Annotated in this window: 16 protein-coding genes; 1 reads left to right on the top strand and 15 read right to left on the bottom strand. The window is 59.1% G+C overall.

Annotated features, from left to right (window positions below; translation table 11 throughout):
* Positions 1-3: 3 nt before the first annotated feature.
* From asnB to CTR53_RS05540, 12 genes are all read right to left on the bottom strand, one after another.
* Positions 4-1,800 carry an asparagine synthase (glutamine-hydrolyzing) gene (gene asnB / locus CTR53_RS05595; RefSeq protein WP_290809837.1) on the bottom strand — a complete coding sequence of 599 codons (1,797 nt, stop codon included), beginning with the start codon at positions 1,798-1,800 and terminating at the stop codon, positions 4-6.
* Between the two features lie 4 nt (positions 1,801-1,804).
* A complete protein-coding gene (locus CTR53_RS05590) occupies positions 1,805-3,307 on the bottom strand; it encodes a hypothetical protein (RefSeq protein ID WP_290809835.1) in 1,503 nt (500 codons plus the stop codon).
* Positions 3,308-3,312: 5 nt separating this feature from the next.
* Entirely contained in the window at positions 3,313-5,235 is a 1,923-nt protein-coding gene (locus CTR53_RS05585) for a transketolase C-terminal domain-containing protein (RefSeq protein ID WP_290809833.1), read from the bottom strand.
* A 9-nt stretch (positions 5,236-5,244) separates the two neighbouring features.
* Entirely contained in the window at positions 5,245-6,162 is a 918-nt protein-coding gene (locus CTR53_RS05580; RefSeq protein ID WP_290809831.1) for a dihydrodipicolinate synthase family protein, read from the bottom strand.
* A complete protein-coding gene (locus CTR53_RS05575; protein WP_290809829.1) occupies positions 6,159-6,884 on the bottom strand; it encodes an acylneuraminate cytidylyltransferase family protein in 726 nt (241 codons plus the stop codon). The genes CTR53_RS05580 and CTR53_RS05575 overlap by 4 nt, the downstream gene beginning before the upstream one ends.
* A 24-nt stretch (positions 6,885-6,908) precedes the next feature.
* Positions 6,909-7,853 (bottom strand): NAD-dependent epimerase/dehydratase, encoded by a 945-nt coding sequence (locus tag CTR53_RS05570; protein WP_290809827.1) that lies wholly within the window; start codon positions 7,851-7,853, stop codon positions 6,909-6,911.
* Between the two features lie 94 nt (positions 7,854-7,947).
* Positions 7,948-9,069 (bottom strand): DegT/DnrJ/EryC1/StrS aminotransferase family protein, encoded by a 1,122-nt coding sequence (locus CTR53_RS05565; RefSeq protein ID WP_290809825.1) that lies wholly within the window; start codon positions 9,067-9,069, stop codon positions 7,948-7,950.
* Complete coding sequence (locus CTR53_RS05560; protein WP_290809823.1) at positions 9,069-9,824, bottom strand: hypothetical protein; 756 nt, start codon at positions 9,822-9,824, stop codon at positions 9,069-9,071. Before CTR53_RS05560 ends, CTR53_RS05565 begins: the two co-directional genes overlap by 1 nt.
* Positions 9,821-10,552: a cephalosporin hydroxylase family protein gene (locus tag CTR53_RS05555; protein WP_290809821.1), complete on the bottom strand. Its 732-nt coding sequence runs from the start codon at positions 10,550-10,552 to the stop codon at positions 9,821-9,823. The genes CTR53_RS05560 and CTR53_RS05555 overlap by 4 nt, the downstream gene beginning before the upstream one ends.
* A gap of 3 nt (positions 10,553-10,555) precedes the next feature.
* Positions 10,556-11,308, bottom strand: coding sequence for a methyltransferase, TIGR04325 family (locus CTR53_RS05550; protein ID WP_290809819.1), 753 nt, complete (start codon positions 11,306-11,308; stop codon positions 10,556-10,558).
* 48 nt (positions 11,309-11,356) lie between these two features.
* Complete coding sequence (locus CTR53_RS05545) at positions 11,357-12,580, bottom strand: class I SAM-dependent methyltransferase (RefSeq protein ID WP_290809817.1); 1,224 nt, start codon at positions 12,578-12,580, stop codon at positions 11,357-11,359.
* 39 nt (positions 12,581-12,619) lie between these two features.
* Positions 12,620-13,558 carry a glycosyltransferase family 2 protein gene (locus CTR53_RS05540; RefSeq protein WP_290809815.1) on the bottom strand — a complete coding sequence of 313 codons (939 nt, stop codon included), beginning with the start codon at positions 13,556-13,558 and terminating at the stop codon, positions 12,620-12,622.
* A 174-nt stretch (positions 13,559-13,732) separates the two neighbouring features.
* On the opposite strand from CTR53_RS05540, the gene rfbC reads away from it, so the two are divergent.
* The gene (rfbC, locus tag CTR53_RS05535; protein ID WP_290809813.1) at positions 13,733-14,311 is read left to right on the top strand and encodes a dTDP-4-dehydrorhamnose 3,5-epimerase; all 579 of its coding nucleotides are present in this window, start codon (positions 13,733-13,735) and stop codon (positions 14,309-14,311) included.
* Here the strand turns inward: rfbC and CTR53_RS05530 are convergent.
* Genes CTR53_RS05530 through CTR53_RS05520 form a run of 3 tightly spaced genes read right to left on the bottom strand, consistent with a single transcriptional unit; the run spans position 14,284 to position 17,082 of the window.
* Positions 14,284-15,750, bottom strand: coding sequence for an aldehyde dehydrogenase family protein (locus CTR53_RS05530; protein WP_290809811.1), 1,467 nt, complete (start codon positions 15,748-15,750; stop codon positions 14,284-14,286). The genes rfbC and CTR53_RS05530 overlap by 28 nt on opposite strands.
* 4 nt (positions 15,751-15,754) lie before the next feature.
* Entirely contained in the window at positions 15,755-16,573 is an 819-nt protein-coding gene (locus tag CTR53_RS05525; RefSeq protein ID WP_290809810.1) for an SDR family oxidoreductase, read from the bottom strand.
* Complete coding sequence (locus tag CTR53_RS05520; RefSeq protein ID WP_290809809.1) at positions 16,573-17,082, bottom strand: HAD family hydrolase; 510 nt, start codon at positions 17,080-17,082, stop codon at positions 16,573-16,575. The genes CTR53_RS05525 and CTR53_RS05520 overlap by 1 nt, the downstream gene beginning before the upstream one ends.

Genomic DNA, 17,082 nt, shown 5'->3' with positions numbered 1-17,082 from the left:
GGGCTATTTCTCGGCCGTCGCCTGTGAGAGGAAAACGTCGGCAACGGCAAGGCGCAGCGCGAAGCGATACCATGCCGGATCATTGCGCCGCGCCCAGCCAAGCTCCACGACCTTCGGGTCGAGTTGCGGCAGGCGTGGCTGATCCAGCGGCGCCAGCATGCGGTTGATGGGGAAACTGAAGCCGATCTTCGGCCGGTCTATCAGCCTGTCCGGCAGATGACGGCGCAGCAGGCGGCGCACGATATCCTTGCTGGATGCGGCAAGACAACCCCGCCAGTCCAGCCCGGCGATCACATCACACAGCTTTCGGGACAGGAACGGCGTGCGCAGCTCGAAACTCGCCCGCATGCTGCCGAGATCGAAGCAGGTCAGCTGGTGCATCGGCAGCACATCCGCCAGTTCGAACTGCCGCGACGCAACGGCAAGTGGCTCGTATGACCCAAACAGCCGCGCGCTCCATTCCGAGAAATTCGGCAGGCGGCGCATCAGGTCGATCGCACCCGTATTCTTCCAAGCCAGATAAGCCTCGTCATCGCGGACAGCGAAAATCTCGGAAAAAATCCTCAGCCGCGAATGGAGACCGGATACCGGCCGCAATACCGCACCAAGCGCCAGACGCAGGAATTGAGGAGTTTCGTAGATATGCCTGGACTGGAAGAAAAAGCGATACTTCCCATAGCCGTAGAAAATCTCATCGGCACCACTGCCAGTCAGCCCCATCTTGTAGCCGGCACCACGCGCTGCAAGGCACATCTGTTCGATGGCAACCAGAACTGCATTGTCGATCGGCTGGCGGAAGCTCGCCAGCATGGTGTCCAGCCCGTCGCGCCCCGGCGTATCCGTGCTTTCGACCTTGTCATGCGGCAGCCCGAGATGCCTGGCGATCATCGCCGCATCGCCTGACTCATCGACACCATCCGCATAGGCAACCGTCAGGCAATGAGGAGTACCCCCCATCTTCCTGGCTAGTGCAGCGATCAATGGAGAATCGAGACCGCTGGAAAGGAAAATGCAAGCCGGGACATCCCCCTGCAATCGCCGGCTTATACTCTCTGCCAGAACTTCTTCGATGACATCCAACTCTACTTCCGTCGCCCGCCGCAAGTCACCGCGCGGTAATGCGACCGGAGGTGTTTGCCAGTATGTCTGCTTCGCGACAACGCGCCCGCTCCTAATTGTCGTGCGGCTGGCTGGCGCGAGACGCGAAACGCCTTTCCAACCAGCCGCTGGCGGTGGCAGATAGCCAAGACACAGGAAGGCCGTGAGCTGTTCATCCGGCAGTTCAGGCGTAAGGCCGAGCAGGTCGACCAGGGGTGCCAGCTCGGAACTGACGTAAACACCATCTGGTGCTTCCGCTATGAAAAGCGGCTTTTCACCAAAGGCGTCCACCGCCAAGTGGCCGGCATCGCCATCCCACAGCGCGAATGCCAGCATGCCGTCAATCCGGTCCAGCAGGCCCTCGCCCCATTGCTGCCAGCCCTGCAGCAGAACCTCGGTGTCTCCGCTGGTGGTGAATGCCTGCCCAAGTTGCTGCAGATCGTGGCGTAACTCGCGAAAATTATAGATTTCACCGTTATAGGTCAGCGTCAGCCTGCCTCTTTGCATTGGCTGCGCGCTGTCATCGCTCAGATCGACGATTGCAAGTCGGCGATGCCCGAGGAACACACCCCTTTCGCGATCGAACCATTCACCCTGGCCATCCGGCCCGCGATGCGCCAGACGTTCGGTTCCGCGCCGGCCGATTGCAATATCCCGCTCGGTGAGCGGGCGATTCAGAAATATCGCAAACAACCCACACATGGAATCAGACTGCCTCCACACGCCCCATCAGAGCATCAATCGACTCAAGGGAAGCGTTCAGGCTTTGCGCCTGCTCATTCTGCACAACTGTGGTCTGAAATTCCGCCTGCAGCAACAATGCAAGCCTGCGATTGTATTCCACATCGGGCATCTGCTGGGGCGCCAGAACACTTCTGAGAATCGCTGCGCCAAGCCGTGCCGGATCAGTAACCTCTTCGGTAAGGCCAGTAGCAGTGTAATAATTCTCCGACAGGCTGATCACGGGGCGGCCGAATACCAGCCCTTCCCAGCCGGTGCTGCCCGTGTCGGTGACGATGGCAGCCGCATGCCGGATATATTTGAACTGTGAATCAAATGGAGAAATCAGCATTACCCCCGGCAGCATCCTAACCTCGTTGAGGAATGCGGTGGTCCGCCTGCCTTCATTAAAGCGGTGCTCGCGGACCAGCAGACGATATCCGGCCGGCAGATTAGCCGAGAGCCATGAAATCAAAGCCTTCTGGCTGTGCCACTGTGCTGCTTGGTAATTGAGGGCAAGTTCCGGTTCCTTGTGCAGGGCGATCAGAACATATCGCATGCCGGCCAGGCGGTCCTCGGGCAGGCTCGCAAATAGCTTCCGCTGCACCCGCTTACGCCAACCGATCCTGTAATATTCCGCGATCTTGGGAATCGGTTCGCGTGGCGCGGTGCCGATGCGCCCTTTGCACACCCAGCTCGCCCACGAGGCAAGCTGCAACACAATATTCTTGTGCCACTGCAGCCACGACATGGCCGCGGCGATATCCCAGTTGCGCTTGATATACGCCACTGTTTCGGGTGCGGCCCTGAAGGCTTCGAGCCGTTTCATTGCTTCATCGTCCGGCAGATGTCCGGCCACAACGGAGTCGCGGCACATCGCATCCGCACGCCTGTTCCACATGAACGGGTCGAGCGTCCAGAAGCAGCGATGCGACAACAGCTTGGACGGACGGTTGACCAACAGCGGGATGTTGCGCGCCGCGGCCACCATCATCACGGCAATTCCTTCCGGACTCGCCGTCTGTCCTGCAACCACAATATCAGGTCGGAACCGATCAAATACCTCGATCACCCTAGCCATCAGGCGCTCTATCATGCGACCCGGTTCGGCATTGTCGCGCAACGCGCGGCGCGAAATCTCGGTGCTGGGCCAGTCGTAAAGATCCTGGCCATATGCACGGCCCATCGTCCGCTCGCCCGCCAGAATCAGCCGGTTCATCGGAAGCCCGGCCGCTTTCTCGGCAGCATGAATTCCGGCCTCGACTTGCCGGCGCTGCTCGGGATCGGTTTCCCATGGCTGAGGCTGGACAAGATTCGGGAGGCTGAAGAAATCTTCCGTATTCTGGAGGATCCCCTGATACCTCTGCCGAGCCTGTGGAACATCTAGTACGCCGACCTGCCAGTCTCGCGCCTGCACAGCATGGGACACAACTGCCTGCAGGTATTTGGCGCGCAGGTTGTGTGGTATGAAGAGGACGCGGCTGGGCACGTGACTCAGTCCGCGTCCTGCTGCTGCGCTAGTTTGCGCACCACCGCGGCAAGGCCCGCGGCATCCAACCCATGATGTGCCAGAACCTCGTCGTTACGACCGCAGGCCGGAACACCCTCGATCCCGAGGCGTCGCACAGGCGCTGCGAAACCCTGCTCGACAAGCGCCACCATGATTTTCTCACCCTGCCCGCCAGAAAGAAGATGATTGTCGAGCGTAACGACGGCACGGCAACCGGCCAATGCATCCTTGAGCCAGGCACCGTCAATCACGTTCAGCCATGGCAGGTTGATAACCCGAACCTGCAGTCCTTCAGTCGCCATCCGTTCAGCCATGATCATGGCCTGCGGCAAAAGCACTGGACCGTATCCGATCAATGCGATATCGCCGCCGCCCCGCAACACCGCACCACGACCGGGCTGCAGCCTGTAGCCTTCAGGCAGGCTGTAGGGAATGTCGCAGGGGATCGAAACCAGCCGTATGTAGCTGCTGCGCAGATTATCCCGGACCGCCCAGCGCACAGCCATCGCAACTTCGGCCTCGCAGCATGGCTCCAGCGCCACCAGGTTCGGCACAGATCCCATCAGGGCAATGTCGCGCACCGACTGATGAGAATGGCCAGGCCCCGCCGGCACCACGCCGGCAAGGGAGCCGGTATAGATGATGCGGGTATCCTCGGTGGAGGCATTGAATATCTGCTCATTCGCGCGCGGCGTAAGGAAGCAGGCGAAAGAATGGACGACCGGCAGCATACCCGCCAGTGCCAGGCCGCTGGCCTGGCTGACCATATCCATTTCGGCAATGCCGCATTCGACAAAGCGATCTGGAAACTGCTCCTGGAACGGGATCAGGCCCGTATCCAGCACAAGGTCGGCGTCTAGTGCGATGATATCACGGTTGGCCGCCGCCTCTGCCAGCAAGGCCTCCGAATAGGCCCGCACCATTCGCTGAGGCGTTGCAGGGAGCTGTACGGCTACAGGCCGTTCGACAAGATCGACCACACCCGGCTCTGCTCCGAATGCGGCAAACTGCGCACGGGAGCGATCCATCAGTTCGGCTATCGCGCGGTCATAGTCTGCCGGGCTCGGCGCCCCCGAGTGATAGCGATACCACCTACCGTCCATCGCTATGTGTTCCATGAAGGACACGCCGCATCCTTTCAGTGTGTCGGCAATAATCACCGTCGGACGGCCGGTTTCCGACCTAGCCGCGGTGATTGCCGTCGAAAGGGCCTGAAAATCGTGACCGTTGCAGCGCAGGACATTCCATCCGAATGCCGCGAATTTCGCCTCCAGGTCACCAAGATCAGCGGTCTGCTGCACCAGCGTATCCGACTGGACCTTGTTGTGATCGACGATCACCGTGATTTCGGACAGGCCAAGGCGTACCGCAGAACCGAGAGATTCCCAGATCTGCCCTTCCTGCAATTCCCCGTCGCCAGTCATGACGAAGAGTCTGGAATTCCGGCCCTTCAGGCGATTGGCGATCGCCATACCCTTGGCCTTGGAAATGCCCATGCCCAGAGAACCGGTATTGGCTTCGATGAAGGGCGTCAGGGTGAGATCTGGATGGCCAGGAAGGCCACCGAGGCGGCGAAGCTGCAGACGTGCCTGCTCGGGCAGCTGGCCGAGCGCGATCATGACCGCATAGAGACCGGGAGCGTCATGACCCTTTGATGAGAAGAAGATGTCGCGCTCGGTATCCCGTCCGGCTTTGGCGGGCAGCCGCATCTCATCAAGATACAGCCACGAAACTATATCCAAGCTGGAGAAGCTCGATCCGATATGGCCGGACCCAGCAGCCGCAATCATGCTGAGAGTATTTATGCGGGCAAGGTTGGCGAAGATGGCAGCGCGCCCGGACATCGGCGCGTTCATGGCCTTGACGCGGTCAAATTCGCTGCGGGGAATGAAGGTCAACTTGGACATGGTGAACGATCAGCCTGCGATGTAATTCATATAGCCGCAGTCCTCAAGTGCTTTTCGCACCTGCGCCTGCTCGCTCTCGCTCAGCGGCCGGTAATAGCCCGTCATGTGTGGCTGGCAAATGCCGCGCAGGGAAAGCATGTATTTTTCTTCGGCGCCAGTCAGGAAATTGTCGGCCTTCGAGCCCTTCGGCATCATGCCCAGGAACTTCATGAGATTGCGCTGCTGTTTCAGGGCGCCATCTTGGTCACCGGAAACAAAAAGTCGGTAGATCTCCTGCAGCGGCTCGGGCAGCGGGCCGGCCAGGCTGGTCGTGCCCGCGCGGCTTCCCATGGCCAGCGCCGCATACCACTGATTGGCGACCGCCGTGATCACCTGGAAGCGCTCTTCCGCCATCCCGAGCACCTTCAGCTGGTCAACCGTGTTGCTACTCGAGAACTTGATACCGGCAATATTCTTATGGTCCTTCAGCTTGGCGACGAAGTCCGGCGTAAAAGCCCGGCACCAGTTGGCACTCGTATACATCCACAGCGGCTTCGGCGCGTAATCCGCAATATGCCGGTACATCCACTCCATGCGATCCAAGCTCAGCAGCGGATGATAAGGCATCACATGATAGGAATCGAATTCCAGGTCGCGCGTGGCATCGACAAAATTCAGCATGTCTTCGAGGGCGAAGAAGCCGCAGCCCAGAACCAGCGGCTTGCGACCGGCATTCACCGCACACGCCGTCCGCGCAACCGTCAGGCGCTTTTCAAAGCTGAGGTTCATGTCTTCGCTTCCGGTTCCCAGGCACCAGAAGCCAGCCACGTCCTTGCCAATGAGATATTCGATGAGCTTCGTCAGTCCGCCAACGTCCACTTCTCCCTTGGCGTCGATCGGGGTCTGAACGACAGGCACAACCCCCTTGATAATGCGCGTTTCGATCATTTCTTGTCCTTTTCAGTCCGTCGTTCGGCGAGAAAATTCAGATAGGCTTCGGCAACCAGCAGGTCTGGTACTTCGTCAACATCGCAGGAATGCATCTGGTCCATCACCAGCGGCACCTGCCGGCGAGATACTAGCCTGCCTTCGCGCAGGAAGTAGTCCCGCTTGGTGGCATAGATGGACGCGTTGTACAGATAGAGGGGGTTGGCGTCATTGCCTTCTGAATGCGCGCACCACGGTTCCAGCACACCGTCACAAATTCCCTTCAGGATGGGATCGCGCTTCTTGAACGGGCCCTTCACGCTTGCCAGCGTATCCAGCTCCGACGCCCAAAGCATGTTTACGGCCTGATCGATGTGATCCGGGTTGCGAACCGGGCAAGTCGGCTGCAGCAATACGACGATGTCGTAGAGTTGGCCAGTTTGCGCTTCCATGAAGTCCAACGCATGTTTCACCGTATCGATATTGCGCACTTCGTCGCCGGAAAGTTCGGCGGGCCGCCGGAACGGGACGAGAGCGCCGTACCGGCGCGCAACTTCAATGATTTCCTCGTCTTCCGAGGTAACCAGCCAGTCCGTCAGGGCAGTTGCCCTGGCCGCGGCCATAATCGTATGGGCAATCAGGGGATGTCCGGCCACCGGCAGGATGTTTTTGCGCGGCACCCGCTTTGAGCCACCGCGGGCCGGGATAACGCCCAGCGTCCTGGGCTTTGTGCTGCTGCTCATGACTGTCCGCTGCTCTAGTGCCCGTTACATGTCCGACAGCACGTTGCTGCGCTTCAACAGGCCGATGGTTTCAGCGATGCCCGCCTTCATGTCACCACTGAACCTGAAACCGGCGGCGCGCAGCCGTGCGTTTGAAACGTCGTACGACAGCTGGTTCATAATCTGGGAATTCACGAACTGTACGTTCAAGTCCGGCACATGCGGACGCACGTGATCAACCACCTCGCGAACCGTGGCATTCTGGGTCAACACGTTGTAGATGCGTCCATCGAACAGGTCGCGCTCAATGAAAAACGAGATGGCCCGAACGGCATCACCGAGATCAAGATAGGGGCGCCGCTGATCATAGGCCGTTTTCCACACCGTCAGCGGCTGCCCCATGACAGCCTGCCAACAGAATTTGTTGACGGCGGTGTGAAATCGCATGCCTGGGGATGGCCCGAATATCGTGCCGAAGCGGCAGATCACCGCCTTCAGGCCGGCAGCCGACATTTCCTTGACCAGCGCCTCTTCCTTGAGCTTCGTCTCGGCATAAGGGCTCTGCGGTCGCAGGCCCGCAGCATCGCAGTCTTCATCGACCACGGCAGTCTGCATACCATAGACGCTGGTAGAAGACAGGTGGATCAAAGCGCTGCCGGCCTCGCCTGCGGCTTCGGCGACACAGCGCGTTGCTTCAAAATTGTTCTGCTCGACAAGATCCTTGTTGTCGAAACTGCTTGTGGCATCGGTGATAGCAGCAAGATGGATAACGACGTCAGCGCCAGTGAGGATCGCACGCAGATTAGTCTTGGTGACATCCGCCTCGATGAACTTGTATCGCGCGCGCGCCGGAAGGTTGAACAGCGACGAATAGCGCTGCGACAACATGTTGTCGACCAGGACGACTTCCAGATCAGGCTGCAATTCCGGCAAGTCACGAATCAGGCGCGATCCGATATGGCCCAATGCACCGGTAACGACGAGCTTCATTGTCTTACTTTCTGCAACTTCCCAAAGTATCGGCGTGGATCATGACCTGCAGGCATCCGAGACTGGCAGATGCGCAAGAATCCCGATCACCCCGTTAGCTTCCACTCGAAATCAGCTTGCGGAGGCCGCCGGCCATCCTGTCCAACTGTTCATCATCGACAGTGAACGCGCTGGGCACGTTAATGGCCCGCGATGAAACCGAATACGAAATCGGATTCTGCTGCTGCCCCCATTCACCACGCGAACCGAAGGCTGGCAGCGAGCTGAGCGGATAGAAGAATGGTCGCGACGGCAACCCCATCTCGCCCAGATCACGCATCGCATCTTCCTTGGTGATGCCCAGGCCTTCATCGAAAACAACCGCCGGGCACCAGACCGAGTTCGTTACGCCAGAAGGCTCGGGATTCCACAGCAGGCCGTTAAGGTCGACTAGCCTGGACTTGTAGCCCCGCCAGATCCAGCGCTTGCGTTCGACGAGTTCGTTGATCCGCTGGAACTGTGCATAGCCCAATGCCGCCTGCATGTTGAACGGCATGTATTTGAAGGTGACTTCGGTATTGTACCAAGTGCCCGGCGCCCGGCCATGGTCACGCAGGAACTTGCAGCGCTCAAACAGTTTGTCGTCGTCAAGCAATAACATCCCACCTTCGCCGGTGGTTAGTGTCTTGGTCCGATGGAAGCTGAACACCGAGCCAACGCCGAATTTGCCGGCGCGCACGCCTTTGTATAACGAGCCAAGCGCCTCGGCTGAATCTTCGATCGCGACAATGCCACGCTCGGCGCAAAGCTTGGTGATGCCGTCCCAATCCGGCATGTTGCCGTAGAGATCGACCACGATGACAGCTTTGGTCTGCGGTGTGATACGGGCCGCGATGGTCTCGGGCGTCAGGCACCAATGCTCAGGATCGATATCTGCGAAGACGGTCTTCGCCCGCTGATATGTGATCGGCGCTGCGCTGGCGATCCAGGTGCATTCCGGTACGATGACTTCATCGCCCGGACCGATTCCCAGGGCGGCCAGCAGCAGGTGGATCGCCGAGGTGCAGTTCGGCGTCATCAGCGCATACTTGCGGCCATGCCAAGCAGCGAATTCGCGCTCGAAGGTCTCGACATACCAATAGGCCTTTTCGCCGTACCAGCCGTTGCGGACGGCATCCAAGACCACCTTCTCTTCATGCTCGGTGATCCACGGCCCGGACATATAAATTTCCATCATCACCCCTCTCCCGTGGGTTCAAGCCGTATCGTGGCTTTGAAAAACGTGCCGTCAAGCTTCACGAGTGCGCTGTACTGGTCGGCAAAATCGTGCGCCATCAGCTTCAGCACGACTTCGCGCGCCGCTGCGTCGGCATCCACATCAATCACTCTGTCCTGCAACAGATCCTTGCGCCGATTGGTGGGCCAGTTACCCTCCTGCGGCACAGCAATCAGAATGCCGTCACGGAGTTGCGGCCAGGCTTCCTCGAACAGGTCGCCGCAATCCCGTATCACCCGCGCATAAAGATCCTGCCCGCGGCACGGCAATTCATATTCGGTGACCTTCCTGGCCCAGACTGCCCCGGCATCAATCTGCGGCGCAATCTCATGCAGCGACGCACCCGCCGTGTGCTCCCGCCTGATAGCCCAGACGACAGGGTCGCGGCCACGGCCATAAGGAAGATACGCCGGATGGATGTTCAGGCTGCGCTTCACCTTCGCCAACAGGGGTAGGCGGAATATGTGATTCCCCCACAGATTCAGCAACCAGTCGAAATGCGCATCGGGAACCGCATGCAGGCCTTCTACCGCTGCGTCGCTGTATAGAGAAAAATTCTGCCCTTTACTGGCGAGATATTGCGCAATGCCATCCGCACCCGGCTCGCCGACAATAAAGCGATACTCGTCTTCTGCAAAATTCTCCACGAGATGCCGGACCAGTCTGGCCCCGACATCCTTGGCAGCAAAGACGAGTATCCGCTTACGGCTCATCATTTCACGCAGCGAAGGAAGCCGTTCGGCGTGAACGTCATCAGTAGCTTGCCGTTAATGTACTCGTCTTCCTCGAACCGATCGGTCTCGCGAAGATACTCGTACATCGCAGTCTTTGGGTTGTTTCCCGGCCCCCAGGGGCGTGGACGATGCGTCTGCGGTGGAATATCTTCCACAATAGTGTCTGACACAACGAGCCACTGGCCGGGCGTCACCATCGGGCCGTACAGGCGCAATTCATCAAGCACATGGTCGTGCGTGTGGTTGGAATCGAGCAGAACCATCACCTTCATGCCAGGCTTTATCTTTGCCTTCACCACGTCGATGATCGCCGGATCGGTGGAAGATCCTTCCAGCAGGGTAATCCGCTGGGAGAAAGAATACTGCTCCATCGCCTCGCGATTATGCTGCGGCAGGACACGGTCGATACCGATCACCTCACCATTCCCCAGCAGTTCCAGCAACGATGCATACATCACGATCGAACCGCCCCAGGCGATTCCGGTCTCGATGATGAGATCGGGCTTGGCATCCCAGATCAGTTCCTGGGTTGCCAGAATATCGGCGGGCAGCTGGACGATCGGGAGACCGAGCCATGTCCACTGATAGGCATAGTGATACCGGTCCGACTGCACAACGAAGTCCAGCGCCAGCTTGCGCAGGCCTTCGTCCTTGTTCTGGGCTACGGCATTGCTGCGCTTGTCGATCTCGAACTGCTTGCGGTCAAACATAATTCATCCTTCCAAGGCGAATACGATATTGCAGGAATGGTCCAGCCGGTGGGATTCCGGCAGATCGCTCATAGGCAGCGGCCCATCCTTGCCACGCACGGACGTCAGATGCTTCGTCATCAGGATCGGCTTGTAGCCGCACTGCTGCATCTCTTTGCATATATCCTTGACATTCCAGAGCCACACCGGAATTCGCGCCCCATAGAAATTCTGCGTGGTCACGAAAGTTGGAATATCGCCTGCCAGCAGATCGGCAAGAATGAAGATGCCCGCCCGCAGACTTGCGATCTGCTTCAGCAGGGCACGCCAGTCCTCGACATAATGCAGCGCGCTAGCGATCTGGGCGATATCCAGTGCCGGCAGTGCGGATGGCATTTCCTCGTAGAAGTGCAGGTTACCGAAACCGGCAAGGCGTTTGCGGGCCACCTCGCAGACGGCCGCCATCTCGACGACATGGTAACTGCCGCTGAATTCGGGCAGCGCCGCCTTGAGCTGGAAATAGCCGGTTCCCATGCCGCCGCCGTAGTCGAGGATGTTGATCGGCTTCCGCTTCATGCCCAGCAGCGCCGCGATCGGTAGGGTCGGATAATCACGCATGGCGGCCGTGTCCGGTAGGGCCCCACCCTGCAGGCCGGCCACATCGCGCTCCGCGCGGTCAAGCAGCTTCTGCACCCAGATGTCGCCATGAAAAACAGTGCTGTCCCCCCGGGCAGCGGCAAATGTTTCAAACACGCCATTCCATACAGACATTACCATGACGTGCCTCCAGATGCGGTATGATCGAAGTGAAGACGCATATGCCTGTCAGCCCTCAATGATGGAAACTTCCGGCACGAAAACGATCCACTTTCCGCCACCACTACGGAAACCGGCCTCTTTTGACATGATTTCCGCCTTGTGGTTCCAGGCGAACAGCAACGCATAATCTGGATGGTGCGTCTTGAATTCGTCGTAGGGCTTCACCGGAATATGGCTGCCCGGCGTGTATTTGCCCTGCTTGATCGGCGTCGTGTCGGAAATGAACTCGATATGCTGCGGGCCAATGCCGCAATAGTTCATCACCGTGGTGCTCTTGGACGTCGCACCATACCCTACAACCCGCTTTCCTTCCGCCTTCAGCCTGTTGAGCAGGTCAAGAAGCTGATCACGCGAATGCTCGCAACGCGTCCGGAAATCCTGGTAGGTCGCGGCCCTCCCAAGTCCTTGGGCATCTTCGCCGCTGGCTAGCTGGCTCACCGCCGGGCTGACCGGCCGGGCGCCCCGCCGCGCGAGCACATAGCGCATCGAGCCGCCATGCGTCGCCTGCGGCAGAACATCGATCACCTCGAAGCCGTATGGCCCGAAGATGCTCTGTACCGACTTCAGCGAAAAGATGAAGACATGCTCGTCGTATATCTGGTCATACGACGTCTTCTCGATCATTGCGCCAAGGTAAGGGTCTTCAAAAACGAGAATCCCCTTCGGCTTCAGCAGAAGCTCCGCCCCTTTGGCGACGCCGTGTAGGTCGGGTATATGGCACATCACATTCGCGGCCAGAATGGCATCGGCCTCGCCATACTGGTCGCGGATCCGTTCGCCAGCCCCGGCGTCGAAGAAGCTGACCAGACTCTCGACACCATGCCGGCGGGCTTCGGCCGCCACATTGGCCGACGGCTCGACACCGAGATGGCGAATGCCGGCGTTGGCGAAATTCTCCAGCAGCGCCCCGTCATTGCTGCCGATTTCAACCACGAAGGGATCGACATCGGACAGGTAATGCGCCTTCACCCATTCCGCGTATTCGCGGAAATGCGTCACCATATGCGCCGATGTGCGGGTGAAGAAGGCATAATTCTCGTGGAACATCTTCTCGGGATCGGGTTGCTCCACGATCTGGAAGGTTCCGCAGGCTTCACAAAATGCCGTCGCCAGTTCGAAGAAATATTCCTGCTTGAACTGCTCCGGCCGCAAAAAGCCATTCGCAATCGGCATGCGGCCAAAGCTCATGAAGGGCTTTATCGAAGCGGCACATGTGCGGCACGTGGCCATGATCTTCCTTTCCTTGCTACCGCCCGGATCGGCGGCAATTTACTTGCGGATGCGCTGCAGAACGCCAAGGACGCCAGCCGGCAAATTGTCGTGCAGGAACTGCAACACCAGGCTGATCCAGCGTTTCATGATCATCTCGCGAATAAAGGCAGCGCCAATCGGCAATACATAAAACTTATGGCGGAGCGGCACCAGACGTGACCGCAAAATCGCCACCGTCATCGACACGAGATACTCAAGATGCGGATAGCGGACTGTCTGCTTCTTTTTCACCAGCGGATCATGCGGGCGGCGCTCGACCAGGCTTTGCCGCGAGACTTCCTTGGTGAACAGTATCTCATCCACATAGACAAGCGTGCCAGCTAGCGCCATCTGACACACCAGCTGCCGCTCACCGACAAAAATTCCCGGAAAGGAAGTCAGCAGATCCCTAAACATGTCCATTCGAACCAGACCATGAATGAACATGTTGGTCTTGACTGTGCCTAGATTGCGCCCCCGCTTGGTGACGACGGAAATCGCCGTATCGAGCGGCGCCTGTTCTTGCGGCCAGTCCGCCTTCGCAAGCCGCGTTTCTCCGGCAAACTCGCCATCGGGACATATCGCGCTCACCGCGCTCATGGCGACCACGGACCGCGGATATGCCTGCATAGCCTCAAGCATTCTGCGAATGAATGATGACTCCCAGATGTCGTCCTGACTGGCATACAGAAAATAGTCGCCGCGACCGAGCTTCACGACCACGTGCAGATTGCCGATTGAACCGACGTTGCTGGCATTGGCATGCACGGTGATCCGGCTATCCGCCGCAGCATATTCCCTGCATATGGCAACCGTTTCATCACTGGAGCAATCGTCTGCAATGACGATTTCCATATTGCGGTGATCCTGGGCCAGAAGACTGTCCAAGGCGCGCCGCAGCGTGCGTGCGCCGTTGTATACGGGCAGTCCGATTGTTACGAGAGGTTCGAGTTGCATGTGGCGAGGTTCCTGACGGTTCCCGCTATCCTGCGATTGGAAAATATGCAATAAAACAGCGCTAGATAATCCAATTCAAAGCCCATTTCAATGGCCCGGCCGAGTTCCAGGTTTCACTCCATTCGCGCCGGTTTACCTTGCATAACAGCAGCAAAGCCTGAGTAGGACTCAACCATGAAGGTCGAAACCGGTCCGATCGAAGGGATGCGCCTGATTCATCCCCGGGTGTTTGAAGATGCTAGGGGCAGTTTTTTTGAAACCTTCCATCCCAACCGTTACCGTGAAGCCGGACTTTCCCTTCCGTTCGTGCAGGACAACCGCTCCATATCTGGGCGGGCAGTCCTGCGCGGCCTGCACTATCAGGTGCTGCGGCCCCAGGGCCACCTGATCACACTGACCCGCGGCTCGGTTTTCGATGTGGGCGTCGATTTGCGCCCGGATTCACCCACGTTCGGACAATCGGTCTCTGCAATACTCAGTGCCGATCAGCCCTGCCAGCTGTATCTGCCGCCCGGTGTGGCGCATGGCTTCTGCGTGCTGAGCGACCACGCGGAAATCTGGTACAAATGCACCGACCTGTATCAGCCCGGCGACGAAGGAGGGCTGCTGTGGTCGGATCCAGATATCGGCATTTCTTGGCCAATCAGCAATCCCGTCATTAGTCCCCGCGACGCTGCCTATCCCCGCCTCCGGGACATCCCCACTGACCGGCTGCCACAAATCCGTCAGGCGTGCGGCGATACAAGCAGGTAGACATCCTTCAGGCTGGAATAGACATCCAGCGCTTCAGTGCCTGGCTCGCGGCTGCCGTTTCCTGACTGCTTGCTGCCACCGAAGGGCATATGCGGTTCCGAGCCGTAAGTGCCGCCATTCACTGTCACAACACCTGTGTCCATGGCAGCGACAAACCGCATCGCCCGGTCAAAATCCCGCGTGTGGATCGCGGCGGTCAGGCCGTATGGCGAACTGTTAGCAAGCGCGATCGCCTCGGCATAGCCCGGAACCCGATAAAGTGCCGCAATCGGACCGAACAATTCGCAGATCGACATCTCGGCATCTGCGGCCAGGCCCTCGACAATGGTCGGCTGCATGTAGAAACCGGCTGCCCGCTCCTCATCGGTAAACCGGTCGCCGCCACAAAGCACCGTTGCGCCCGCAGCCTTGGCGCGACCGACTGCCGCAAGCATGTTCGAGAGCTGGCGGCCGTTGATAACAGGACCACAGTCGTCGCTATCGGTGGCACCCACATTCAGTTTTGCGGTCCGTGCGATAAGCTTGGCACGGAATTCATCGTATACCGCATCAAACACAATGAGCCTGCTGCCGGCGGCACAGCGCTGGCCAGCATTGGAAAAGGCCGACAGCACCGCCCATTCAACCGCCTTGTCGAGATCGGCATCCTCGCAGACGACAAAGGCATTCTTGCCGCCCAGTTCCAGGGACAGGCGGGCCAGACGATCGCCCGCGACGCCAGCGATTCGCCGGCCGACCGCGGTCGACCCGGTAAAGCTGATCACCGCGACATCGGGATGGGCAACCAACGCCCCGCCGGCCTCGGGGCCGAACCCCTGAACAACATTCAGCACACCGCGCGGCAGCCCGGCCTCAGCAGCAATCTTGCCGAATATCCATGCGGTAGCAGGGGCATCTTCCGGCGCTTTCAGGATCGCCGTGTTGCCGCAGATCAGTGCAGGGAACACCTTCCACGCCACATTCGCGATCGGCGTGTTGGCCGCAATGATCAGTCCGGCGACACCGATCGGACAGCGCACAGTCATCGCGTGCTTGTTGGCGACGGCGCTTGTCGTCGTTCGGCCATACAGACGCATGCCTTCGCCGGCCATGAACAGGCCCTGCTGCACCGCGCCTATCGTCTCACCCAGCGCTTCTTTCGGTGACTTCCCGGTTTCCGCCGCAACGATACACGCCACCAGTTCGGCATTCGCCCGCAGGGCAAGGGCAACATCGAGCAAGATATTTCCGCGTTTGACGGCCGGAATCGCGGCCCAGTCCGCCTGTGCCTCCTTCGCGGCAGCAACTGCAGTTGCCACATCATCAGCCGTCGAGCTGGCGAATTCAGATATCCGTCGGCCATGGTGCGGCGAAAGTTTTGCACCCCATTGCCCGGCTGCGGCAGGAACCTGCCTGCCCGCGATCCAGTTTGGAATCTGCTCGGGGAAATCGCGCGTCATGGTCTCACCAGGCTGTCCAGCCGCCATCGATAACAAGTTCAGCACCCGTCATGTAAGACGATGCACCAGATAACAGAAATATAACGGCGCCTTCATATTCTTCCGCTTTCGCCATACGCCCCATCGGCACATGGGGCGTATATGCCGCCAGGAACTCTTCCGGCTGATTATTAAAAACTCCGGCCAGAGTGAGAGTGTTCACCCGCACACCCTGTCGCGCCCAATAGGTCGCGAGATAGCGGGTCAGATTGTAGATCGCCGACTTCGAGGCCGAGTAGGCGACGGGTTTGAAAAACACTTCGCCCTTCTGGCGGCGAAAGTCATAGATGCTCTGATTAGGCGACACCTTGCCATAGATCGATGCGACATTGACGATCGAGCCCCGTCCGGTCGCCGCCATGGCGCCGCCAAAGACCTGGCAAGCTAGGAAAACGCCTTTGACATTCACATCCATAACCTTATCCCAGGAGGTTTCGGGATAGGTTTCGAACGCACCAACTTCACTCGCCGGCGCATCGGGCGGCGAGTCGATAGCTGCATTGTTTACCAAACCGCTGGGCACTTCCCAGCGCTGCCGGATTGCACCCAGGGCCGCCTCCAAGGTCACCCGCCGCGTCACATCGGCATTCACCAGCATGATCTGTGCAGGATTGGCCTCTGGATATGCAGCGCGCAATTCGGCATCGCCACCGCGATTCTCGATGATCGCCAGTCTGGCGCCGCGCGCCAGCAGCGCATGGCCATACTGCCGTCCGAGCTGTCCCAGACCACCGGTCACAGCAACCACCCGACCATCCAGACCAAAAAGGGCATCATTCGTCATTACGCCAGCACCCCGTCGACGAGATCGCAGAATTCCCGAACCGCGCCGCGGCCGCCCGGCTGGCTGGTGCGTAAACGCGCCAGCGCCAGCACATCTGGATGGGCATCGTCAGGAACCACCGGCAAGCCGGCCCAACGCAGGCATTCGGAATCATTGATGTCGTTTCCCATATAAGCAACCTGTCCGGCAGACAGCCCGCGTGCCTCGGCTAGCCGCTTCAGGGCGGTCAGTTTGTCATCACAGCCTTGCTGGCAGTCGAGCTGCAGCTTTCGGCAACGCACTGCCACAACCGGATTTACTTCGGTGGAGAGCACTCGCATCTCCAGTCCGCGCTGGCGCAATTTTGCCAATCCCAAGCCATCGCTACGCCAGCACACCACTGATTCCCGACCATCCTCGCTGACAATCACTGTGTTATCGGTAAACACGCCATCGAAATCAAACACGATCAGACGGATAGTACGGATTGCCGCGGTCAGTCCGGCATCCAGTCCGTCAGTCCGCAGCAT

It is taken from the genome of Ferrovibrio sp., assembly GCF_002796975.1.
Taxonomy (GTDB): Bacteria; Pseudomonadota; Alphaproteobacteria; order Ferrovibrionales; family Ferrovibrionaceae; genus Ferrovibrio.
Note: the sequence above shows the minus strand (reverse complement) of the source record. Positions and strands in the feature narration are given on the sequence as shown.